Annotated in this window: 22 protein-coding genes; 2 read left to right on the top strand and 20 right to left on the bottom strand. The window is 47.9% G+C overall.

The window, feature by feature from the left end; translation table 11 throughout:
* Nucleotides 1-7: 7 nt before the first annotated feature.
* The 15 genes from hflK to LDN84_RS11950 form a co-directional block, all read right to left on the bottom strand.
* A complete protein-coding gene (hflK, locus tag LDN84_RS11880) occupies nucleotides 8-1,402 on the bottom strand; it encodes an FtsH protease activity modulator HflK (protein ID WP_223903675.1) in 1,395 nt (464 codons plus the stop codon).
* Between the two features lie 39 nt (nucleotides 1,403-1,441).
* The gene (hflX, locus tag LDN84_RS11885) at nucleotides 1,442-2,620 is read right to left on the bottom strand and encodes a GTPase HflX (RefSeq protein ID WP_223912948.1); all 1,179 of its coding nucleotides are present in this window, start codon (nucleotides 2,618-2,620) and stop codon (nucleotides 1,442-1,444) included.
* Nucleotides 2,598-2,849 (bottom strand): RNA chaperone Hfq, encoded by a 252-nt coding sequence (gene hfq / locus LDN84_RS11890; RefSeq protein ID WP_223903676.1) that lies wholly within the window; start codon nucleotides 2,847-2,849, stop codon nucleotides 2,598-2,600. Before hfq ends, hflX begins: the two co-directional genes overlap by 23 nt.
* Nucleotides 2,850-2,971: 122 nt before the next feature.
* Nucleotides 2,972-4,309, bottom strand: a complete 1,338-nt coding sequence (gene der, locus LDN84_RS11895) for a ribosome biogenesis GTPase Der (protein ID WP_223903677.1) — start codon at nucleotides 4,307-4,309, stop codon at nucleotides 2,972-2,974.
* Nucleotides 4,310-4,347: 38 nt separating this feature from the next.
* Entirely contained in the window at nucleotides 4,348-5,475 is a 1,128-nt protein-coding gene (gene bamB, locus LDN84_RS11900; RefSeq protein ID WP_223903678.1) for an outer membrane protein assembly factor BamB, read from the bottom strand.
* Between the two features lie 15 nt (nucleotides 5,476-5,490).
* On the bottom strand, nucleotides 5,491-6,168 hold the full coding sequence (locus LDN84_RS11905; protein WP_223903679.1) for a YfgM family protein: 678 nt from the start codon (nucleotides 6,166-6,168) through the stop codon (nucleotides 5,491-5,493).
* Nucleotides 6,169-6,180: 12 nt separating this feature from the next.
* Nucleotides 6,181-7,467 carry a histidine--tRNA ligase gene (hisS, locus tag LDN84_RS11910; RefSeq protein ID WP_223912951.1) on the bottom strand — a complete coding sequence of 429 codons (1,287 nt, stop codon included), beginning with the start codon at nucleotides 7,465-7,467 and terminating at the stop codon, nucleotides 6,181-6,183.
* A 38-nt stretch (nucleotides 7,468-7,505) separates the two neighbouring features.
* Nucleotides 7,506-8,777 (bottom strand): flavodoxin-dependent (E)-4-hydroxy-3-methylbut-2-enyl-diphosphate synthase, encoded by a 1,272-nt coding sequence (gene ispG, locus LDN84_RS11915; RefSeq protein ID WP_223903680.1) that lies wholly within the window; start codon nucleotides 8,775-8,777, stop codon nucleotides 7,506-7,508.
* Nucleotides 8,777-9,682, bottom strand: coding sequence for a helix-turn-helix domain-containing protein (locus LDN84_RS11920; RefSeq protein WP_223903681.1), 906 nt, complete (start codon nucleotides 9,680-9,682; stop codon nucleotides 8,777-8,779). Before LDN84_RS11920 ends, ispG begins: the two co-directional genes overlap by 1 nt.
* A gap of 9 nt (nucleotides 9,683-9,691) precedes the next feature.
* On the bottom strand, nucleotides 9,692-10,534 hold the full coding sequence (gene pilW / locus LDN84_RS11925; protein ID WP_223903682.1) for a type IV pilus biogenesis/stability protein PilW: 843 nt from the start codon (nucleotides 10,532-10,534) through the stop codon (nucleotides 9,692-9,694).
* Nucleotides 10,531-11,679, bottom strand: coding sequence for a dual-specificity RNA methyltransferase RlmN (rlmN, locus tag LDN84_RS11930; protein WP_223903683.1), 1,149 nt, complete (start codon nucleotides 11,677-11,679; stop codon nucleotides 10,531-10,533). The genes pilW and rlmN overlap by 4 nt, the downstream gene beginning before the upstream one ends.
* Before the next feature lie 7 nt (nucleotides 11,680-11,686).
* Nucleotides 11,687-12,112, bottom strand: a complete 426-nt coding sequence (gene ndk, locus LDN84_RS11935) for a nucleoside-diphosphate kinase (protein WP_223903684.1) — start codon at nucleotides 12,110-12,112, stop codon at nucleotides 11,687-11,689.
* Nucleotides 12,113-12,241: 129 nt separating this feature from the next.
* Nucleotides 12,242-13,384, bottom strand: coding sequence for a pseudouridine synthase (locus LDN84_RS11940; RefSeq protein ID WP_223903685.1), 1,143 nt, complete (start codon nucleotides 13,382-13,384; stop codon nucleotides 12,242-12,244).
* Entirely contained in the window at nucleotides 13,381-14,064 is a 684-nt protein-coding gene (gene scpB / locus LDN84_RS11945) for an SMC-Scp complex subunit ScpB (protein WP_223903686.1), read from the bottom strand. The genes LDN84_RS11940 and scpB overlap by 4 nt, the downstream gene beginning before the upstream one ends.
* 74 nt (nucleotides 14,065-14,138) lie before the next feature.
* Complete coding sequence (locus tag LDN84_RS11950) at nucleotides 14,139-15,188, bottom strand: RluA family pseudouridine synthase (protein WP_435405878.1); 1,050 nt, start codon at nucleotides 15,186-15,188, stop codon at nucleotides 14,139-14,141.
* Between the two features lie 14 nt (nucleotides 15,189-15,202).
* On the opposite strand from LDN84_RS11950, the gene bamD reads away from it, so the two are divergent.
* Both bamD and LDN84_RS11960 read left to right on the top strand, forming a co-directional pair.
* On the top strand, nucleotides 15,203-16,006 hold the full coding sequence (bamD, locus tag LDN84_RS11955) for an outer membrane protein assembly factor BamD (RefSeq protein ID WP_223903687.1): 804 nt from the start codon (nucleotides 15,203-15,205) through the stop codon (nucleotides 16,004-16,006).
* A 4-nt stretch (nucleotides 16,007-16,010) separates the two neighbouring features.
* The gene (locus LDN84_RS11960; RefSeq protein ID WP_223903688.1) at nucleotides 16,011-16,775 is read left to right on the top strand and encodes a PP2C family protein-serine/threonine phosphatase; all 765 of its coding nucleotides are present in this window, start codon (nucleotides 16,011-16,013) and stop codon (nucleotides 16,773-16,775) included.
* 69 nt (nucleotides 16,776-16,844) lie between these two features.
* Here the strand turns inward: LDN84_RS11960 and LDN84_RS11965 are convergent, their stop codons facing one another.
* The 5 genes from LDN84_RS11965 to LDN84_RS11985 all read right to left on the bottom strand — a co-directional run bounded on the left by LDN84_RS11965 (nucleotide 16,845) and on the right by LDN84_RS11985 (nucleotide 24,408).
* Nucleotides 16,845-17,456 carry a hypothetical protein gene (locus LDN84_RS11965; protein ID WP_223903689.1) on the bottom strand — a complete coding sequence of 204 codons (612 nt, stop codon included), beginning with the start codon at nucleotides 17,454-17,456 and terminating at the stop codon, nucleotides 16,845-16,847.
* On the bottom strand, nucleotides 17,453-18,553 hold the full coding sequence (gene zapE, locus LDN84_RS11970) for a cell division protein ZapE (RefSeq protein WP_223903690.1): 1,101 nt from the start codon (nucleotides 18,551-18,553) through the stop codon (nucleotides 17,453-17,455). Before zapE ends, LDN84_RS11965 begins: the two co-directional genes overlap by 4 nt.
* Nucleotides 18,554-18,627: 74 nt before the next feature.
* Nucleotides 18,628-20,055: a dihydrolipoyl dehydrogenase gene (gene lpdA / locus LDN84_RS11975; RefSeq protein ID WP_223903691.1), complete on the bottom strand. Its 1,428-nt coding sequence runs from the start codon at nucleotides 20,053-20,055 to the stop codon at nucleotides 18,628-18,630.
* A 138-nt stretch (nucleotides 20,056-20,193) separates the two neighbouring features.
* Nucleotides 20,194-21,459, bottom strand: coding sequence for a 2-oxoglutarate dehydrogenase complex dihydrolipoyllysine-residue succinyltransferase (gene odhB, locus LDN84_RS11980; RefSeq protein WP_223903692.1), 1,266 nt, complete (start codon nucleotides 21,457-21,459; stop codon nucleotides 20,194-20,196).
* A gap of 81 nt (nucleotides 21,460-21,540) precedes the next feature.
* Complete coding sequence (locus LDN84_RS11985; protein WP_223903693.1) at nucleotides 21,541-24,408, bottom strand: 2-oxoglutarate dehydrogenase E1 component; 2,868 nt, start codon at nucleotides 24,406-24,408, stop codon at nucleotides 21,541-21,543.
* Nucleotides 24,409-24,426 lie beyond the last annotated feature (18 nt).

The following is a 24,426-nucleotide window of genomic DNA, read 5'->3' on the forward strand; positions in this document are numbered from 1 at the left end:
TTGGCTCCTATCGGGTTTCGCGGGTACGAGCACGCGCTGCATCGCGTGCACGAACATCAGTAGAGTTAGACGTGTTGTTTAAACCGTCCGAGTTTGGCACAGAGACTGGCGAAACCACCGTTGCAGTCTCAGCGGCAACTTGACTCGTCATCTGGATCAACTTATCAAGAGGCAGGTACAGCAAATTTGAGCCTTGCTTGGAATCGACCATCACCTTGGTAACGCTACTGTAGATTTGCTGCATGGCATCAATGTACATGCGGTCACGTGTAACTTGTGGCGCTTTTTGGTATTCAGTCAACACAGACTTGAAACGCTGGGCATCACCTTGCGCCTGCGCCACAATACGCGATTTGTAAGCATCCGACTCTTCTTTCAAACGGGAGGCGGCTCCAACTGCGCGCGGTATTACATCATTCGCATAGGCCTGTGCTTCATTTTTGGCACGCTCACGCTCTTGACCAGCTTTAAGAACATCGTCAAAAGCAGCCTGAACCTGTTCAGGTGGACGAACACCACCTTGTTGAAGATTAATACCCACCACCTCGATACCCACCTTGTATCGATCCAATATTTTCTGCATCAAAGCACGTACTCTTGGTGCAATCTGATCTCTCTCATCTGACAAGGCACTGTCCATTTTCATTTTGCCAACGACTTCACGCACCGCGGTTTCAGCAGCTTGAACTACCGCACCAGTAGGGTCTTTACTTTCAAACAAATAAGCGCGAGCATCACTCAATCTGTATTGAACTGCAAATTTGATCTCCACAATGTTTTCATCTTCGGTAAGCATGGCTGACTCACGTAACCCTGTTGCCTTTATCACCACGTCACGCCCAACATCCACTGATCGAATTTGTGTCACAAAAATCAGTTCATGACGCTGAACAGGGTACGGCAACCGCCAATTAAAACCAGCACCAACGGTCGAGTGATACTTACCAAATTGTGTAATTACAGCTTGTTGACCTTCTTGCACAATGAAAAATCCTGTGCCAAGCCAGATCAGAAGCGCCACAGCAACCACTAAACCTGCGCCAATGCCAGCACTTTTCATATCTGGTTGAAATCCACCTCCACCTGACCCACTACCACCACTTGGTGGTACACCACGACGGCCCCCGTTTTTTGCATTACCAAACAGACCACCTAATTTACGATTAAAGTCGCGCCAAAGCTCATCTAAATCTGGCGGCCCTTGAGTAGGGTTATGACGTGGACTGCGATCTTCTGGATTGGGTGCTGGAGTCTCATCAGGCCTGATTTCGGGTTTGTCAGCAGAAGGGGATTCGGTAGGCTTGTCATCGTTACGACCCCAACGTGGATCATTAAGATTGAACATTCCACGCAAACGCTGCGGCACTGCAGCTAGGCTAAAAATAGAAAATTGAAGTTTCATCGAATCAGTTCTTGTGTTGACAGGATTGATTGTGCCGAATCACGCACCAGCCTCATGGCTTAAAGGGAAATTATCATCTGCCAAGTTGAGCAATTTTGCCGACTGAACATGATCAACAAGCATTTGACGGATCAAAGACAGTCCTAAACCCTTTTGCGCGCTAATAAACACGCGCGGAGTCTGAATGCCTTCAAGGTCGTACATATCTTGCAGTGCTACAGGCTGCCCATCATCTGAAACAGCATCCAATTTATTGAATATCAAGATTTGAGGAATCTCTGAGGCACCAATTTCAGCAAGCACACGTTGTACTTGGGCAATTTGCTCGACATGATCAGGGCTAGAAAAATCAACGACATGCAACAATAAATCTGCATCCACGGCTTCTTGCAAAGTAGCCTGAAAAGCGTCAACCAACCCATGTGGCAGATCTCGAATAAAACCCACTGTGTCAGACAACGAGACCATCCGTCCGACCTCTCCCAAATAAAGCTGACGGGTGGTGGTATCTAAAGTGGCAAACAATTGATCGGCAGCATAAGCTCGCGCTTTCACCAAGGCATTGAATAGCGTGGACTTGCCTGCATTGGTGTAACCTACCAATGAAATGTTAAAAGCATCGCGACGATCACGTTGACGACGCTGAGTTTGACGTTGACGCTTCACCTTGACCAAGCGCTCTTTAATTCGCTTGATGTTATCGCCAATCATTCGACGATCCAGTTCAATTTGGGTTTCACCTGGACCACCTCGCATGCCAATACCCCCACTTTGTCGCTCCAAATGCGACCATCTCCGCACGAGACGCGTGCTTAAATATTGCAAACGTGCTAATTCAACCTGCAATTTACCTTCATGGCTACGTGCGCGCTGACTGAAAATTTGCAAAATCAACAATGTCCTGTCGTTCACCGGCAGTTCCAGGTGACGTTCAAGATTTCGCTGCTGTGCCGGGCTTAAATTTTGGTCGAACAAAATCTCCTGCACGCCGAGTTGATGCGCAAGCTCTTTGATTTCATCGGCTTTACCTGACCCAATAAAGAGTGCGGCATCAGGAGCACGTCGTTTGCAAGTCATTCTCGCAACCGGATCTAATCCAGCTGTCTGCGCAAGCAAACCCAATTCCTCTAACTTACTGTCAAAATGGGGCAGACCAAAATCTACCCCAACCAGCAAAGTAGGCGTTCTAGAAGATTCAACCAACTGAAGCGGGTTGATCACCCTCAGTGACAGAAAAATTCACTGCGCGACCTGGAACAATGGTTGAAATGGCATGCTTATAGACCATCTGTGTAACGGTGTTGCGTAACAAGACAACATATTGATCAAACGACTCTATTTGGCCTTGAAGTTTGATCCCGTTCACCAGATAAATAGATACTGGCACATGCTCCCGACGCAAAGTGTTCAGGAATGGATCTTGTAAAAGTTGGCCTTTATTGCTCACGATATTCTCCGTGTTCGGGAAATTTAAGAAGAGGTTACGATACCACAGCACATCGTATGAAAATGCATTATTCGCGTAATTTGACTATAAAGTTAGCATAGGTAGAGGAAAAGCCGTCAAAATTACTGTGATTTCTCAACAAATGGATTGGCAGAAGTTTTGAACTCAATCCGAAGTGGAGTGCCCACTAGATCAAATTCCTTCCGAAAACGCCCTTCAAGAAAGCGCCTATAGGCCTCAGTAACATGCTCAAGAGAATTCCCGTGAATCACAATCACAGGCGGATTCATACCACCTTGATGTGCGTAACGTAATTTTGGTCGAAACATTCCTGCTCGCTTGGGACTTTGAAATTGCACAGCTTCAAGCAACAAGCGAGTTAAAACTGGGGTGGACATTTTGCAATTTGCAGCCTTAGAGGCCTGCGCAATAGAGCTCCATAAAGGTCCTAAGCCCTGACGTTTTTGCGCAGAAATCAAGTGCATATTGGCAAATTTTAAAAATGGCAAACGTGTTTCAATTGACCGCTTGACCAGTTCGCGTTGATATTCGTCAACTGCATCCCATTTATTCACAGCCAGAACTACGGCACGACCATTCTCTAAAATATATCCGGCAATATGCGCATCTTGATCTGTCACACCCTGCGTGGCATCAATTAGTAAAAGCACTACATGTGCCGACTCAATAGCCTGCAATGTTTTGACCACCGAGAATTTTTCAATGGCTTCAAAAACCTTGCCGCGCCGCCTGAGCCCTGCAGTATCAATCAGTTCAAATTTTTGACCATTACGCTCAAAAGGCACGGATATGGCATCACGTGTGGTACCCGGTAAATCAAATGCAACCAGTCTCTCTTCGCCTAACCAAACATTAATCAAAGTAGATTTACCGACATTGGGACGACCTGCAACAGCAAGTTTGATCACACCCGCCTGTTCCGCTTCATCTTTCTCTTCGTCAAGCAACTGAAGCGGGGCAAGTGCCAAGTCTATCAATGAACGAATTCCCTGACCATGAGCTGCAGAAATGGGATATACGTCCCCCAAACCCAGCTCATAAAACTCAACCAACTGAACTCCCTCCAGCATTCCTTCTGCTTTATTGGCTACCAGCACACAAGGCTTGCCCAAGCGCCTGAGGTAATTGGCAATATCATGATCTTGCGCAGATACACCTGCCCGCGCATCCACCACAAAAATGACAACATCTGACTCAGCAACTGCTTGGCGTGTTTGCTTAGCCATTTCCATATAAATGCCACTGCTTGCGTCAGGCTCAAAACCACCTGTGTCAATCACTATGTATTCGTGCTTGCCCTGCTTGCCATTGCCATAATGACGATCTCGAGTCAAACCTGCAAAGTCCGCAACAATGGCATCACGCGACTTGGTCAACCGATTGAACAGCGTCGACTTTCCGACGTTGGGACGGCCTACCAGAGCCAAAACAGGTTTCATTAAATAATATCCAAAGTAAAAAAAGAAAATATTTGGCTTTAATCCGGTTGAAATCCGAAAATACCGCCATTACGTGTAACAACCACAAGAGTTTCATCTACAGCCACAGGTGTCACGGCAATCGGTGAGCCATCAGTGACCAATCGAGTCACAAACGAACCATCTGTGCGAGATAACAAGTGCACAAAACCAGACTCATCACCCACCACAACAGAACGGCCAAGCACCAACGGTGCACTAAGTTTGTGATAACGCAATCGGTCTGAGGACCATACTGATTCACCATCAGCACGTCTCCATGCAATCAAACGACCATCCTCTTCAATGCCATAAATCTGAGACTCATCACCTTGCAGCCCTACTGAGCCAGATGCAGATTTTTTCCAATTTACTACTCCACGCGCCGCATCCACACATCCGACTGTCGCTTGAAAAGCTCGTACACAGACCGTATCGGCTTGCCGAGCCACACCAGCAACCAGATCAACCAGTCTCTCAATGTCATTGGTACCACGTGGTGTTGCTATCTGTGCATCCCAAATAACATTGCCATTGAGCGGATTCACTCCAACTAAATGGCCCGAATAGCCTGCAATCAACGTATTACCAACTGCCATCAATACTCCCGGTTGACGGAGAATCAAGGCATCGCCAGGCCTTTGGGTTTGCCAAAGCTTTTGACCTGTCATGGCATCAAAAGCGCTCAAACTCCGATCAGCACCCAAGACAAACACACGCTCACCTGCAACTAACGGGGCAGTAAAGACTTGTGATGTCAGTCGTACATGCCATGGATGTTGACCACCATCAACAACTACCAATTCATTGCTGCGCGTGACCACCGCAGCAAAACGGCCGTCACTACCAACACCCGCAGAAATTGCGGCACCTACGTGCGTCCGCCAAATCTCAACGCCTGTACGGGCATTTAAAGCCACCAAACTTCCATCTGAACTGGCAACTGAAACTGATCCTCCAGCAGCCTTGACTTGCAGAGGGAAATCGACTGTCCCTAATTTAGTAGACCATGCCAAACGTACACTTAACAAAGCAGGATTGGGTCCTAAATCGACTGGTTTGGGAATCTCCGGCCCACTGGCGCAAGCCGAAATCGCCCCGATAAGCAATCCAACGAACGCAAAACGAAAAGATCGGTTCAATAACATATTTGCCTTATCGCTTTACTTCACTGCCACGATGGTAGTCGCAGCTTGGACTTGTGCATCTACACCTAAAGCATTGAGTTTGACTTCAACCAGACGACGATAATCAATATTTGCATTAAACAATTGGTAAGCTTTTTGATATTCAAGCACAGCTTTGTTACGGTTACCTTGAAGCGCAAATAAATCTCCTTTGCGATCAGCAACGAGAGGCTCAAAGCTAGCAGGAAACCGGCCGTCCAGTTGAAGTAAAGCCGCATTAAAATTTTTAACATCCATAAAAACAGCGGCTAACCTCAATTTGGCGACAGCTTGGTATCCCGGATCAGATGATTTTTCAGCTACCCATATCAGGGCATTCTCAGCCGCTTCATGCTTACCCAAAACCACATATTGTTTAGCAACCAGAAGACCAGACTGCTGGGCATAGGTCGTGGATGAAAAGCGATCTTTCATATCGCTAAAAACCCGGTCAATACGTTCAACATCAGACAATTGAATAGCACGATCCATTTCGTCAAAAAGTGCAGCAGCCTGCACCGCTTGATTGCGTTGCCAATATTGGTAAAAATTCCAACTCGCAAAAGCACTCAACACAACAACCAACGCCCAAGTGATGGCATTCCCGTATTGTTTCCAGAAGTGCTTGATTTGATCAAGTTGCTCTTGTTCTTCAAGATCTAAATGATTTGCCATTTGATTATCCAGTTAATCTGCTGATTGTAGGGTTGCTACCCATTCCTTCATTTGGTCACAAGACAATGTCTGTTGGCCTATCGATATGTCGCGTAGAGATTTGATGGTTACCTGTCTATTAGCAATTTCATCTGCTCCGAAGATCAAGGCAAAACGCGCACCACTGTTATCCGCACGTTTAAACTGACTTTTCATGCTCCCCACACCATCGCCTGCACTGGTATGCATTTGAACGCTTAACCCAACCTCTCGTAACCCCTGAATGATCTTGTGCACAAAAGGAAATGCCGTCACCTCCGTCACAATGGCATAGGCATCTAAAATTGGCTCAATATTCTTCAAACCAGCACTCTTAACCAGCTCAAGAACACGATCTACACCTAATGCCCAGCCTACAGCTGGTGCCGGTTTGCCTCCCAATTGCTCAAAAAGATAATCGTAACGCCCCCCTGCGCAGACTGTTCCCTGCGAACCCAATCGATTTGTAGTGAATTCAAAAACAGTTAGGTTGTAATAATCCATACCACGTACCAAACGTGGGTTGATTGTGTAAACAACAGCATTGGCATCCAGGATGGAAGTCAGTGTTTTGAAATGCGCGAGTGATGTTTCACCCAGAAAATCCATCAGCTTTGGCGCTGCTTCAACCAAAGACTGCATGTGGGGATTTTTAGTATCAAGAATGCGTAAAGGGTTACTGTACAACCTCCTCCTTGCATCTTCGTCTAGCAATTCATGATGTTTTTCCAAATAGCCAATCAAGGCTTTGCGATGCTGAAGCCTTTCTGCCGGTTGCCCCAAACTATTCAGTTCAAGACGAACGTCCATCAGGCCAATTTCTTTCCATAATGCATTGACCATTAATATTAATTCGGCATCTACCTCTGCCCCAGAAAAGCCCAGCGCTTCAGCTCCAATTTGATCAAACTGGCGATAGCGCCCCTTTTGAGGACGCTCATGACGAAACATCGGCCCCATGTAATACAAACGCTTACCTCCGTCATAAAGCATGTTGTGTTCAAGCGCTGCACGAACCACACTCGCAGTAGCCTCAGGACGAAGCGTTAACGAATCACCATTGAGACGATCCTCAAAACAGTACATTTCTTTCTCAACAATATCAGTCACTTCACCTAATCCACGAATAAACAATGGGGTTCGTTCAACAATAGGCGTGCGAATATTTCGGTAGGCATAGCGACTCATCAACACGCGAACTTTGGACTCTAACCACTCAACTGTTGCTGAATCAGGTGGAAGCACATCATTCATGCCTTTAACGGCAGTTAATTTCGTAATTTTTTCAGGAATAACTTGATCAATCATGAAATCTCAATTCAAACACGGTTACCCAATGGAATACCAAAGCGTTTTTCAACATAATTTTCAACAATCACTTGAAACTCTTGGGCGATTGAATCTCCCCGAAGTGTCATGCATTTCTCTCCATCAATAAACACAGGGGCAGCAGGAGCTTCGCCAGTCCCAGGTAGACTGATACCAATATCAGCCTGTTTACTCTCACCCGGGCCGTTAACGATACACCCCATCACCGCGACCTTCAAATGTTCAACCCCGGGATACTTCGTTCGCCACTGTGGCATTTGTGTTCGCAAAAACATCTCTATTTGCTGCGTCAACTCTTGAAATGTGGTGCTCGTCGTTCGACCACAACCTGGACAAGCTGTAACACTCGGAACAAAAGACCGTAATTCAAGTGCCTGTAATATTTCTGAAGCAATTACTACCTCCTGGGTCCTGGATTCGCCCGGTTGAGGAGTCAATGAAACGCGTATCGTGTCGCCAATACCATCCTGCAACAATATCGCTAAAGCGGTTGCCGAAGCAACAGCTCCTTTGGTGCCCATACCAGCTTCTGTAAGCCCTAAATGCAACGCATAATCACAGCGCTTTGACAACTCACGATAGACAGAGACCAGATCTTGTACACCACTGACTTTGCATGAGAGAATGATTTGATCAGGATTCATTCCTAACTCAACAGCTTGAGTTGCTGAACTGATCGCCGATGAAATCAAGGCTTCGTACATAACTGACTTGACATCCCACGGATGTATACGTCGGCTGTTTTGATCCATTAAATTGGCCATCAATTCTTGGTCAAGGCTACCCCAGTTAACACCAATCCGAATCGCCTTATCCCATCGAATAGCTGCCTCAATCATCACCGCAAATTGGCGGTCATGTTTATCCCCTTTTCCTACGTTTCCAGGATTAATCCGGTATTTTGACAAGGCTTGCGCACATTCAGGAATTTCAGTTAAGAGTCGATGCCCGTTGTAATGGAAATCACCAATCAAGGGCACATCAATGCCCATTCGATCTAATTGATCACGAATGAGCGGAACCGCCTTTGCTGCTTCATGTGTATTAACCGTAAGTCGCACCATTTCAGATCCAGCCATTGCAAGCTCTTTGACTTGAATGGCCGTTCCAATCACATCAACTGTATCGGTGTTAGTCATAGACTGAACCCGAACCGGTGCACCACCACCGACTGTTACACGACGGCTACCCCAAACCAAACTCGCTTGCCGGGATCGACTGGCAATTGCAAAAGAAGGGCTCACAGGCATTGATAAATCCATTATTTCACCTCAAAACGAGCGACATTATTTTTTGCTACCTGGGCTGTGTCAAATAATTGACCGCGGACCGTCACCACAACCAAATCAGATCTTCCTAGTACAACAGACAATGGCAACTTACCAGAAACTGAAATCTTCTCATTTGTGTTCAGTGTTTTGCGAAGCAGCACAACACCCTGTGCATCTATCACCTCCACCCAACTCGACCCATGGCCTTGCAAATGGAGTATGTTCGGATTATTTGCAGCGACCTCAACTGGCATAGATACAGTTTTAGCAGGTGCCTCTGAACCTGCTAAAACATTTTGCATTTGACCGATAAGAGGAATTGAAGTAGCTGCATCAGGAGTAACTGCTTCCATCAATACATCTGGATCCTTTAACTGTTTTCTCTCAATTGCACTCGCTTGTGAAGGAAAAATTGGCGTAGTTGACTCGGTTTGATCTGTATTAACTGTCCCTACCTTTGGGGTAAAAGAATTAGGTTGTCCCCAAAAAACAATAAAAATCCCACTTGCAATCACGATCATGGCAATGCCAAATGGACGAGTGATCTGAGTAAACAAAGAGTTAGCCGACTTGCTTGCTGCATCATTAAATACAGTATTTAGACCCGACTCATCAGTTTTAATCCGCGGAAGTTCATTGCGGGGCAAAGCGGCGAGAACTGGAGCCACATCAATTTTCAATGCTCTACATACACTTGAAGCCAAAGCCCGTAAAAACACAGTGTCAGACAATAAGTCGTATCGATCAGCTTCTAAAGCCTCAAGCTTTTTGACGGGTATCTTGAGTGATGCAGCCAGCATAGCAATGTGCAACCCTTGGGATTCTCGTGCAGTTCGAATCAATGCACCGGCTCCAGTTGAGCCAGTCTGGATACTCTCAGTCTTAGGTTCATCCATCACACACGTTTATTCGTTAAATGCAGCACGGCGATATAAAGCAGCTTCATTTGATTGTGAAAACCTTTTTTCAAGCTGTGCAGCTAACTGATTCATAGCCTCAGCATTATTTAATCGGTTTTCAACTTTGATCCCTAGCCATAGGGACTCAGAATTTGCCAGCTCACTGTTATTTAATCGTCTAATATAAAACTGCGCACGTACAAAGTCTTTTTTTCGGTAAAGTAAACTGGCTAAGTTGTAACCAGTCACTGGGTTAGCTGCGTCATACTCATATGATTTAAGCAAACTAGCCTCTGCTTCTGAATACATACCAGTCCTGACCTGACAAAGTCCCTGTGCCATCAGGGTTTTAGCACGTGCACCATACATTGGATTTGCTAGTGCCTGCGAAAAAAACTGCAACGACTGTTGGTAAAGCGCTTGCTGACACTTTAACCAGCCCAAATTGTGAAGAACATTTGAATCATTAGGCTTATAAGACAGTGCTTTGTTGAAGCTTTCTTCGGCAAAAGCAAAATCATTAAGCCGCATATAAATCAAACCGCGCATACTGTAGCCATCAGAAAATGTTGGATCAGCAGCAATAGCCTGCTTCAACTCATCGAGAGCAATACTTGTTTTACCTTGCTCAAAATAACCCATTGCCAACTCAATACGAATGCGCGCTCTCTTACGTTCATTCGTTTCATCAGACTCGGTCACGACTTCTGCACGGCCAATAGATGCACCATCTATAGTCGCCTGCGTCGAACATCCAGAACCAAAACCTGCAAAAATACAAACGAACGTCAACAAAAACAACCATCGATGAACATTCTGCAAACTTAAGATGCCTGTAAACCGAATCATTGAAGTGACCTTTTGTGAGTGCTATCTTCGCTGACAACAGGATGAATATGAATGGTCCTTTGACGAGCCATACGATCAGCCACACGTGTTCGGTCTTTGACATCTCCAGCGAGTTGCCCACAAGCAGCGTCGATATCGTCACCCCGTGTTTTGCGTACTGTAGTAATGATGCCAGCATCATTCAAAATACGCGCAAAAGACTGAACACGATCCGGTTTTGAACACAATAAACCTGATGCTGGAAACGGATTAAAAGGTATCAAGTTGAATTTGCACCATGCGCCAGGATGGGCTTTGATCCTTTGGATCAATTGCTGTGCACATGCATCCGTGTCGTTCACTCCATCAAGCATGCAGTATTCAAAAGTGATGAAATCACGTGGCGCAAAAGCCAGATAACGGTGGCATGCAGCGATTAATTGGGACAACGGGTATTTCAAATTAAGAGGAACCAATTGATCCCGTAATGCATCATTTGGTGCATGCAAAGAAACAGCCAAAGCTACAGGACAGTCTTGAGACAGTCGATCCATCATGGGAACAATACCCGAAGTCGACACCGTCACACGACGGCGGGACAAACCATATCCATGATCATCAAGCATCACCTTCAAAGCAGGAACTAATTCACTGTAGTTCTGCAAAGGTTCGCCCATTCCCATCATTACCACATTGGAAATAACACGTTCATCGCGGTGCAGATAATTGCGAAGAAAATGTTCCGCATACCAAAGCTGAGCAACTATCTCCCCGGAAGTCAGATTTCGGCTAAAACCTTGATGACCTGTTGAACAGAAGCGACACCCCACTGCACAACCAGCCTGAGATGAAACGCAAAGTGTTCCACGATCATCTTCTGGAATAAATACGGTCTCTATTACATTGCCGTCACCCACATCAAAAAGCCATTTGATCGTTCCATCAATCGAAATGTGCTGAGAGACAACAGGCATCGCCTTGATGCAAGCCAGTCCCCCTAATTTTTCTCGAAATGACTTGGCCAAGTCACTCATATCTTCGAACTTTTGGACACCTTTTTGATGAATCCAACGAAAGAGCTGAACCGCACGAAAACGTTTTTCACCCAGCCGCTCACAATAAACGGCCAAGCTCTCGAGATCAAAATCGAGCAGGTTGACCGTCATATTGTAATTAACGTGCGTAAACGTTCATGCCGGGGAAGAAGAAGGCAATCTCCACCGCAGCAGTTTCAGGCGCATCAGAACCATGCACCGCATTGGCATCAATACTGTCAGCAAAATCAGCACGAATAGTCCCAGATGCTGCTTTTTTAGGATCTGTAGCACCCATAAGCTCACGGTTCTTAGCAATGGCACTTTCCCCCTTAAGCGCTTGAATCATGACAGGGCCAGAAATCATGAAGTCAACCAAATCCTTGAAGAAAGGACGTTCTTTATGAACTGCGTAAAAAGCTTCGGCTTCGCCGCGTGACAAGTGAACCATTTTGGCAGCCACAATTTTCAGGCCAGCGGCTTCAAAACGTGCATATATCTGGCCAATAACGTTTTTCGCCACGGCATCTGGCTTGATAATTGAAAGAGTGCATTCGATAGTCATAAGTTTTCTCCTAAACAATACATAGACATTTGACACTTTTGTCAAAGCCTTTGATCTTAACCCGAACTGGGCTCACTTTCACCCATATGCATTTACCGGTAGTTGCAAACAGAGGAATAAGTCAAATGATCATCGATTACGACCTGACATACGTCGGCCGCCACTAGAACCCGATCCGCCACCTCGTTTTTTTCCAGCCTCTTCCCGTTGTCGCGAAAAACTATCCACACCAATGTAACCCAATGATGTTTTCATCGGGTCAGGCTGAGCCTGCCCCAGGGATGCAGGTCGAGCGTTAGGACGTTTGCCTCGTATGGGTATGCCAGTGTTACGTGGCCGACGTATGACATTTTCCTTTTTAACATCACCGTCCTGGATGTCTCCTTCACGCACAGACCGATCATTAACCGCGCGCATTAACAAACCAATGTCTGTTGCATCAAGCTCCATCCAAGAACCCCGCCTCAAACCACGTGGTAACACCATGGCTCCATACCGGATGCGAATTAAACGACTCACGGCATGCCCCACAGCTTCGAACATGCGTCGAACCTCACGGTTGCGCCCCTCGGAGATAGTAACTCGATACCAGCAATTAGAACCTTCACCACCACCATCTTCAATCGAACCGAATTGAGCGATACCGTCACCCAACTGAACACCGGATAGTAGTCTCTGTTTTTCATCGGGATTGAGTCCTCCCAAAACGCGCACAGCATACTCACGCTGCAACCCAAACCTGGGGTGCATCAAATTGTTGGCTAATTCTCCTGAACTTGTAAACAGCAACAGTCCCTCCGTATTCAGGTCAAGTCGCCCGACAGATTGCCATTTACCTTGAAAAAGTTTGGGTAACTTACGAAAAACTGTGGGGCGATTTTGCGGATCATCATGCGTTACAACTTCACCAGCTGGCTTGTGATAGGCAATAACGCGTGCTGGCGGAGGATCAATTCGAAAGCGAATGGGCTTACCATTGACCTTAACATGATCTCCAAACTGCACCCGCTGACCAATGTGTGCAGGTTCATTGTTAACAGTAATACGTCCTTCAATAATCAGCTGCTCCATTTCCAGACGCGAACCCATTCCAGCCTGCGCCAGTACTTTGTGCAATTTTGGTGATTCAGGTTGTGGCAACAGAACCCTTTTCAAAGGAATCGCAATATCTATAGACTCCTCGACATCAAACTGACCCGACACAACATCCTCGAAACGGATGGCATCAGAAATAGGCGATACTGACTGCGGGTTATCAGATGAAGTAGTCATGTTTGATCCCCTAATAGGGACACTTGTTGGTTAGCAATATCTGAAGAACTGTCTTCAGACCTTTTAATATCCGATGCCATCGTGGAACGCTGGCTGCCGCTTTGCGGTGCATCAAGACCCCGCTCAGAATCAGCATTCAGAAACACATCAAACGTTTCCAATGCCATTGTTGGTGAATCTAAAAGCGGCAATTGATCCAGAGAGTCGAGTTTCAAATCATCAAGAAAATGTCGGGTTGTTGCAAACAAAGCAGGTCGGCCAACCGTATCACGATGACCGATGACTTCAATCCAACCTCGATCTTCAAGTTGCTTGATTGTCAGCGAATTGACGGTCACACCTCTGATATCTTCAATGTCACCACGTGTCACAGGTTGCCGATAAGCGATGATAGCTAAGGTTTCAAGAGTAGCTCTGGCATACCGTGGTGGTTTTTCCGGATGCAACCGATCCAGATACACCCGCATTTCCGGTCGACTTTGAAAGCGCCAGCCGCTAGACAAAGTTACCAATTCAACTCCACTATTTGACCACTCATTCTGCAAATCTGACAGAAGAACCCGAATCGCATCAGTCGAAATTTCTTCACCCAACAACGTGCGCATATCACTTATCGCCACAGGTTGTTGCGTACAAAGAAGTGCCGTCTCAAGGACGCGCTTGGCATCCAGCGTATTCATGGTTCACCATGTAAAAAGGCACAAAGAAGTGCCAAAGAGATTGGAGTGGTGCCTAAGGGCAAGCAAGTACACCCTCAGTTCTTAGCTGAGCTTAATTTGGTGTTCATCTGCGAAATATGCTGATTGTACTGGAGACCCCAACAATCAAGCGCTTGCGAAAAATCGATGGGCAACTGAGTCGTAAATCTCAACGATTCAGCTGTCACAGGATGTAAAAAAGCCAAATGAAATGCATGTAGCGCCTGACGCTGCATGCCTGCTGCAATCATCCCGCCATAGCTCGAGTCAGCCACCAATGGATGTGACAATGATGCCATATGAACCCTGATTTGATGTGTCCTTCCCGTGTGCAAAGTGCATTTGACTAAGCAACCATGTGCACCATTGGCGAGCAAGTCTACGTCGGTTTGTGCAGTTTTCCCTGTGTGCAAATCGAGGTCGACCACCGCCATACGGAGCCTGTTGCCTGGGTCTCGGCCAATTGGTGCATTTACCTCCCGATGCGGCCCACCTAACCATCTGCCATGGGCCAAAGCTAGATATTGGCGCTTTACATCCCTTGCGGCAATCGCCTTGATCAAGGCATCCATAACACTTCTTTTTCGAGCCACCACCATCAAACCACTGGTGTCTTTATCAAGTCGGTGAACTATTCCGGCACGTGGCAAATTGAAAGCTTGCGAATCAAATCCCAGTAAACCATTCATCAAAGTACCACGCCAGTTACCTGGTGCCGGGTGAACGACCAAGCCTGCAGGCTTGTTGATAACCATCAAATGCTCATCAATATAAACTATATCAAGGCTCATATTTTCAGCCTTGAACGCTTGACTTTGAGGCGTAGGCCTGAGTTCAATGTAACCCAACTCAAAAGCTTTGATTTTTTGGGACGGTTTACGAGCGACTTGACCATTGACACGGACAAACCCCAACTCAACTAATTGCTGCAAGTAGCTTCTGGAAAATTCTGGCACGATGTCCACCAAGGCATGATCAAGTCGCATACCATGCTGAGCCACGGAAAAACTAAACTGGCGAATTTCCGCATCACCTTGTGATTCGACCAAAGGGTCAACATCTTCACCCTCTAGGGCCGCCGATATAATTGTTTTGGTGTTTTCCAAGAAAGCTATTCCTTATGCCAAGTTTTAAATTATCCGTTGTATACGCCTGTGTGTTGGCATGTGGGGCTTTATTAAATGGTTGCTCTTCCACGCCCAAGGACCCCACCACTGGCTGGAGCCCGAATAAAATTTATGCAGAGGCTAAAGACGAGCTCAACACGGGTGCCTATGACAAGGCTGTTCCTTTATTTGAAAAACTTGAAGGTAGAGCAGCAGGTACCCCGCTTGCGCAACAAGCTCAAATAGACAAGGCGTATGCACACTACAAAGCTGGTGAGCCGGCTCTTGCCATTGCAACACTTGATCGATTCATGAAGTTGCATCCTGCAAGCCCAGCTATCGATTACGCCCTGTACCTTAAAGGCATCATCAATTTCAACGATGACTTAGGTATGTTTTCAGGTTTAACGCGACAGGATTTAGCTGAACGTGACCAAAAAGCGGCTAAGGATTCATTTGAATCTTTCAAGGAACTGGTGACTCGGTTTCCCGATTCCCGCTATGCACCAGATGCTTCATCGCGAATGAATTACATCGTCAATTCACTGGCTCAGTCTGAAGTTCACGTTGCACGCTACTATTTTCAACGTGGTGCATATCTGGCAGCCATCAACCGGGCGCAAACTGCCGTTCGTGACTATTCTGGGGTTCCCGCACAAGAGGAAGCGTTGTTCATTATGGTCAAGTCGTACGATGCACTGGGCATGAGTGATTTGCGTGACGACTCGCAACGCATCCTGACGAAAAATTACCCCCAAACCCACTATCTTTCACAGGGCTTCAAATCTAGAAATGATCCCTGGTGGAAGATCTGGTGAATTGATGAAAACCAAGGGTTACCGGCTGAATGCAGCCACAGGTATTCACAAAGGTGACCGGGACTATCAGCAAGACCAGGTGACATTGCTCAGTCATCCACGAGCCAAAGGATGTATCCTGGCAGTATTGGCGGATGGCATGGGTGGCCGTAGTGGGGGGCGAAAAGCTTCTGACCAAGTTATGCTGACGGCTCAACAATTATTTGAACGTTACTCACCCGAAACAGACGACCCCATTGCAACACTTAAGCAACTGGTGTTGGAAGCACATACTGTCATTAAGCTCACGGCCATCTCTTCCGAAGAGGAACCCCATAGCACGGTTGCAACCTATTTGATCAACCCTGGTGGCGATTGTTATTGGGCGCACGCCGGAGACTCTCGTATTTATCATTTTCATGGAAACCAATTAGTCAAACGCACATTGGATCACTCTTATGTTCAAACGCTGGTTAACCGTGGTGAACTGACAGCAGAAGAGGCCAACTTTCACCCGCAATCCAACATTTTGACGGGGTGTCTGGGTACGGATGATGAGCCCAAAATTGATACCCACTTTATTACTCGCATGAAGATAGGAGACTCTCTGATGGCGTGTAGTGATGGGGTTTGGCACTACTTTAATGAAACAGAGCTAGGCTCCGTGCTGCTCTCACTTTCGCCACGTGAGGCCAGCGAGTTTTTAATCGACAAAGCCCGGTCACGAGCCAAAGGAAGCGGGGACAACCTGTCTTTGGTTATCGTCAAGTTTGATCCCTTGCTGAGATGATCCTGTTTTGAAAACTGCAGAGTTGGCACACAAGCCTATGCTTCTAAAATTTTTGTGCTACTCATAGTTTCACTGGGCAGGTAATGGAAGTGGCTTGACCAAGCGCTGATCCTTTTCGTTCAAACTTTTGACTTTATCTGCCTTACGCTGCAGGGATTGCTGAACCTTTTCATCGTAAATTTGTTGTTGTCGAGTAGTTTCGGCAGAAGTGAGGCCATGCGCATCAGATTTATCAACCTCTTTCGACTTTAAATCTGTACGAAGCGCTGAGGATTTTTTTTCAACACTGCGTTGTTGACGATCATTGGCTTCCTGCAAAGCCTGCTGGCGCTCTTTCGCCAATTCTTGTTGTCGTTCAGGCGTGACATTGCTCTCAATGCGGTTGATCTCAGCCACCGCCTTGGTCTGTCGATCCAAATCGTTCAGAATAACTTCCTGACGACGCAACTCATCCATGGCGACACGGCGAACATGGCGGGCTTCGCGCAAACAATCGGTGACAGCAAAACGATCAAAACATACTTGTTGAGCTTTTGAAAAATTCGATTCATGTATTGCTCGTTGAGCAGCAATACGCGCTCTTTGCGCTGTCACATCAAAAGTTGTATCCGCTACGTCAGAAGCTTGGGTGGTAAAAGCTATCCACAGGCCCAATTGGACAAGGATACGAAAAAGAGTCATGTCGACAAGCTCGTGTCAACATCTCTGCGGTCAAGCGCCAAAAATTCAGCGGACTGCATTTCATGAATGCGCGACACCGTGCGTACAAATTCATTGGCCATCAAACCCTCCGTATACAGCAGAGGGGCACTCACCTCGGCCGACATGATCAATTTGACCCTGCGATCATAGAGCACGTCAATCAACCAAGTAAAACGCCGCGCCTCGGAGGACATGCGTGGTGCCATTTGCGGTACATTGCTAAGTAATACAGTGTGAAACTGCGTGGCAATTTCCAGATAGTCGTTTTGGGAACGAGGCCCACCACACAAAGCTTTGAAATCAAACCACACCAAACCACCAGCCTTGCGAAGTGCATAAATTTTCCGAGCTTCGATCTGCAGCACTGGATCTTCATCCTGACTTTCAGCCAAACGCTCAAATGCATCTTTCATGGCCGCTTCAGATGTTTCCCCTAATGGGGTGTGATACAACTCCAGCTGTGCCAGAGTTTGGCCGCGATAGTCTGTTCCATTGTCCACATTGATCACATGGAAATGCTTCTTCAATAATGCAATGGCAGGCAAAAATCGGTCGCGATTCAAACCATGGAGGTATAAATCATCAGGCTTGAAATTGGAAGTTGTTACCAAGCCCACACCTTCAGCAAACAAAGCGTTCAGCAAGCGGTTCAAAATCATGGCATCGGTTATATCCGATACATGGAACTCATCAAAACAGATTAATCGGTACTTTTCAGCGATACGCTTGGCCAACCGATCCAGCGGATTGACAGTGCCTTGCAAATTGGCAAGTTCACGGTGAACCTCGCGCATAAACTCATGAAAATGCAAGCGTGTTTTGCGCTTGAGTGGTACCGCGCTGAAAAAACAATCCATCAAAAAACTCTTGCCCCGCCCTACCCCGCCATACATATACACGCCACGCGGTATAGGAGGACGGTTGATCAGCTTTTTGATGACATTGGAACGTTGCTCACGATACTTTGACCATTCTCGCGCGCAGCTCTCCAGAACCTGCACCGCTCGCAACTGCGCTGGGTCAGCACTGTAACCGCGAGCTGCAAGCTCATCCTGGTAGATTTTTCGAACTGTCACAAATACTCACTTACTCTGTTTATAGTAGCTACTAGCGCTTAGTCTATGAGCGCTAGAGGCACTTTTCATATAAATCAGAAATTCAACGTGCGTTTATCAACAGCCAGAGCAGCTTCTTTGGTAGATTCACTCAGGGAGGGATGTGCATGGCAAACACGGGCGATATCCTCGCTGCTGGCACGGAACTCCATAGCCAGCACACACTCAGCAATCAGTTCACTGGCCATTGGGCCAACAATGTGCACACCCAGAATTTCATCAGTTGTGGCATCAGCCAGCATCTTCACCATACCCGTCGTATCACCCAAAGCTCGTGCACGGCCATTGGCCAGGAACGGGAAAGTACCCGACTTATACGCCACGCCATCAGTTTTCAGCTGCTGCTCTGTGCGGCCAACCCAAGCAATCTCGGGGCTGGTGTAAATCACCCATGGGATAGTGTTGAAGTTGACATGCCCATGCTGACCCGCAATACGCTCAGCCACGGCAACACCCTCTTCTTCGGCTTTATGAGCCAGCATCGGGCCACGCACGACATCACCAACTGCCCAGACACCAGGAAGGTTGGTTCGACAATCACCGTCCACCACAATCGCGCCACGCTCATCAACCTTCAGCCCCACGGCTTCAACATTCAGACCAATGGTGTTGGGCACACGACCAATAGACACAATCAGTTTGTCCACTTCAAGTGTTTGGGCTTCACCCTTGGCATTCGTCCAAGCCACATTCACACTCTTTTTGCCAACTTTGATTTCACCAACCTTGACACCCAATTCAATTTTTAAACCTTGCTTGTCAAAAGCTTTTTTGGCTTCTTTGGCAATTTGCTGGTCCACCGCGCCCAAAAAGTCTGGCAAACCTTCCAAAATAGTCACTTCTGCACCTAAACGACGCCACACCGAACCCATTTCAAGGCCAATCACCCCTGAACCAATCAAGCCCAGCTTTTTAGGCACCGAAGTCATGGCCAGTGCGCCCTCATTGGACAAGACCATGGATTCATCAAATGGCGTACCAGGCAAGGCACGGGCATTTGAACCAGTGGCCACAATAATTTGCTGGCCCAGCAGTGTCTCTTCAGAAGTTCCTGCCACCTTGATTTCATAGCCACCATCCACCGCTTTGACAAATGATGCGCGGCCATGGAAGAAGCTCACCTTGTTCTTTTTGAACAAGTACAAGATGCCGTCATTATTTTGTTTAACCACCCCATCCTTGCGTGCCACCATCTTGGCAGCATCCATACTCAGACCTTTGACCTCGATGCCATGATCACCAAAGTGGTGGCTGACTTGCTCAAAATGCTCACTCGATTGAAGCAATGCCTTGCTAGGAATACAGCCGACATTGGTACAGGTTCCACCAGGTGCGGGACCACCCTTGGCATTTTTCCATTCATCCACACAGGCCACATTCTTGCCCAACTGGGCTGCACGAATAGCCGCAATGTAGCCACCCGGGCCACCACCGATCACGATCACGTCAAATTGCTTGCTCATTTTTTACCTCTTAATGACTAGGGGATCAAACGGTCTTATGACCTGCAGTTTGAACCACCCAAAAGAAATTTCCATTCAAAAAAACCCACCAGGGCAGACACACAGGTGGTCTGCCTCGGGTGGGTGCAATCAGCCAACTTAGATGTCAAACAACAAACGAGCCGGATCTTCCAAAGCCTCTTTCATGGCTACCACGCCCAACACGGCTTCACGCCCGTCAATAATGCGGTGGTCATAGCTCAGAGCAAAATAGTTCATGGGACGCACCACTACCTGACCGTTTTCCACCATCGCACGGTCTTTGGTCGCATGTACGCCCAAAATCGCACTTTGTGGCGGGTTAATGATGGGGGTGGACATCATCGAACCGAAAGTACCACCATTGCTGATGGAGAACGTACCACCGGTCATTTCTTCCATACCCAGCTTGCCGTCACGTGCCTTGGCACCAAACTCAGCGATCTTCTTCTCGATGTCAGCAAAACTCATCTGATCTGCATTGCGCAAAATCGGTACCACCAGACCACGCGGAGAACCCACGGCGATACCAATGTCAAAATAACCGTGATAGACGATGTCGTTACCATCCACTGACGCATTAAGAACCGGGAATTTCTTCAAGGCATGCACGGCAGCCTTGACAAAGAAACTCATGAAGCCAAGCTTGACACCGTGCTCCTTTTCAAAACGATCTTGCATCCGCTTGCGCATGTCCATCACAGGGGCCATGTTGATCTCGTTGAACGTGGTCAATATGGCGTTGGTAGACTGCGATTGCAACAGACGCTCGGCCACACGAGCACGTAAACGTGTCATAGGTACACGTTGTTCTGGGCGTCCCGCCAATTGCTCAGCCAAGCGCCCCACAGGCGCTGCTACTTGAGGCAACAATGGGGCTGCAGCCCTTGCCGGAACTGCAGGAGCAGCTACAACTTTAGGTGCAACCACAGCAGCCAGGACATCACCCTTGGTCACGCGACCATCTTTACCAGAACCTGGCACAGATCCAGCTGCCAGGTTGTTATCGGCCATCAATTTGGCCGCAGCAGGCATGGCAACACCAGCCATGCTGTTTCCAGCAGCAGCTGCAACAGACGCAGCCACAACGGGTGCGGCAGCGACTGACGCAGGAGCAGGGGCCGATGCAGCAGCACCAGCGACGGCTTCGGTGTCTATACGAGCAATCAGTTGGTCCGCTGCAACAGTACTGCCATCTGGCTGCACAATTTCAACGATCACACCGGCCGAGGGTGCTGGCACTTCCAGTACCACCTTGTCAGTTTCCACATCAATCAGGATTTCATCCACAGCGACAGCGTCGCCAACCTTTTTCTTCCACTGCAACAAAGTGGCTTCTGCCACAGATTCCGACAGTTGCGGGACTTTGACTTCTACGATTGCCATAAAAATTCTTTCAAAAATAATCTTGAGGGGGTTTGCGGTAGGTAAACCAACCACCGCAAAAGATGCATTCAGTGGGTAGTTTTATTTCGTGAGAACAAAACCCTTGAGCTTGCCAAAAGCACCATCAACCAATGCCTTTTGCTGCTCCTGGTGCAGGTGTGAATAACCCACCGCCGGTGAAGCTGAAGCTGCCCGACCGGAATAACCCAGCTTTTGCCCTTCAAGCATGTTCTCGTGAATGTAGTGTTGCACAAAGAACCAGGCACCCTGGTTTTGTGGCTCGTCTTGTGTCCAAACCACTTCGGTGGCATTGGGGTATTTTTTGAGCTCAGCTGCAAAGGCTTTGTGCGGGAATGGATAGAGCTGCTCCACTCGCAAAATCGCTACATCGTCCAAGCCTTTTTCTTCACGCTTCTTGGACAGGTCATAGAACACCTTGCCAGAACACACAACCACCCGCTTAACCTTCTCAGCCTTGAGTGCCTTGTTATCAGGAATGATCGTCTGGAAGCTGCCTTTAGTGAACTCAGACAAAGGCGATGCGGCATCCTTGTGGCGAAGCAAAGACTTGGGTGTGAAAATTACCAACGGTTTGCGCAGGTTACGCACCATTTGACGACGCAACACGTGGAAGATCTGGCTGGCTGTGGTGGGCTGTACCAATTGCATGTTGGTGTCGGCTGCCAATTGCATAAAGCGCTCCACGCGGGCAGAAGAGTGCTCTGGGCCTTGGCCTTCATAGCCATGCGGAAGCATCATGGTCAAGCCGTTGACACGGCCCCACTTCACTTCACCTGAAGCAATAAACTGGTCAATCACCACTTGGGCACCATTGGCGAAATCGCCAAACTGTGCTTCCCAAATCACCAGGGTGTTGGGATCATTGGAGGCATAACCGTATTCAAAACCAAGCACAGCTTCTTCGGACAAGATGGAGTCAATCACCACAAAGGGTGCCTGATTCTCTGCAACGTTTTGCAACGCTACATAGGTGCCCACATCCCATTTTTCACGGCTTTGATCATGAATGACTGCGTGACGATGGGTAAACGTACCACGACCACAGTCCTCACCAGACAGACGCACGGGGTAACCACTGGCCACCAACGAGGCAAAAGCCATGTGCTCACCCATACCCCAATCCACCGGGATATCGCCGCGGCCCATAGCAGCACGGTCGTCATAGACCTTTTTCACCAGTGGATGTGGATTGACACTGGCCGGAATCGTCGTGATCTTGTCAGCCAAGCGCTTCCACTCAGCCATTGGAATGGAGGTATCTCCCGCATCGGTCCATTTTTTCCCAAGGAAAGGCGTCCAATCCACCGCATATTTGCTCTTGAAATTGGTCAGGACAGGGTCCACCGTATGGCGGCCCGCATCCATGGCGGCACGGTAAGCTTTCACCATGTCATCACCCAAAGTCGCACCCAGACCCTGGGCGGCCAGTTTGTCGGCATACAGTCGGCGGGTACCGGGATGCTGGGCAATCTTTTTGTACATCAGCGGCTGAGTCAGCGCTGGGGTATCTTGTTCGTTATGACCCAGTTTGCGGAAGCAAATAATGTCCAACACCACGTCCTTGCGGAACTCCATGCGGTATTCCAGCGCCCACTGCATGGCCATAACGACGGCCTCGGGATCATCACCATTCACGTGCATCACCGGAGCCTCTACACCCTTGACGATGTCGGTGCAATACAGCGTGGAACGGTAGTCACGTGGGTCAGATGTGGTGAAACCAATCTGGTTGTTAATGATGATGTGTACCGTACCAGCCGTGGTGTAACCACGGGTTTGTGCCAATGCCAAGGTCTCCTGATTAACCCCTTGCCCAGCAAAAGCTGCATCACCATGCACCAGCACGGGCAAGACCTGACGACCCGTTGGATCAGCGCGACGGTCCATACGGGCGCGCACCGAGCCCTCAACGACCGGGTTCACAATTTCAAGATGTGAAGGATTAAACGCCAAACTCAAGTGCACCGGGCCACCAGGGGAGGTTACATCCGAGCTGAAACCCTGATGGTATTTCACATCACCTGCGGGCAAATCTTCCGGAGCTGTATGGTCAAACTCGGCAAACAAATCTGCTGGCATCTTGCCCAATGTGTTCACCAGCACGTTCAGTCGACCACGGTGAGCCATACCGATCACAATTTCTTGCACACCCAAACCACCAGCTTGCTGAATCAATTGATCCATGGCGGCAATAAAACTTTCGCCACCTTCCAATGAAAAACGCTTCTGACCCACATATTTTGTGTGCAAGAAGCGCTCAAGCCCCTCAGAGGCGGTCAGGCGGTCAAGAATGTGTTTTTTCTGATCAGCATTGAAATTCGGCTTGCTGCGCACACTTTCAAGTTTTTGTTGCCACCAGCGTTTTTGCGTCTGATCCGTCAGGTACATGTATTCAGCACCAATGGTGCTGCAATAAGTTTCACGCAAGGCGTTCAACAACTCACGCAAAGGCATCTTGTCTTTGCCAAAGAACGTATTGCTGGTGTCGAACACGATTTCCTGGTCAGCGTCTTTGAACCCATAGAACGAGGGATCGAGCTCAGGAATGTTAGGACGCTCAGTGCGCTTTAATGGATCCAGATCAGCCCAGCTGGCACCAACATTGCGGTAAGCAGCTATGAGCTGCTGTACAGAGGTACGCTTGCGACCCATCTCTGCATCCACACTGGCCACCACAACTTTGGTACCACCCGCCTTGGCACGTTGTGCAAAAGCATCGATGACGGGTTGGTGGGGAACGTCTTTGGCATTGCTGCCGTCCACGGCGGGCACGTGCTGCAAGGCATCAAAGTAATCGCGCCAAGTGTCTGGCACGCTGCCCGGATTGGCTAGGTAGTTTTCGTACATCTCTTCGACGTACGGGGCGTTCCCACCAAAAAGGTAGGTATTCGCCTGGTAGGCTTGATAAACCGTGTTTGTCTCACTCATGTTTCGCTGACTTTCATT

Source organism: Rhodoferax lithotrophicus, assembly GCF_019973615.1.
GTDB classification, from domain to species: domain Bacteria; phylum Pseudomonadota; class Gammaproteobacteria; order Burkholderiales; family Burkholderiaceae_C; genus Rhodoferax; species Rhodoferax lithotrophicus.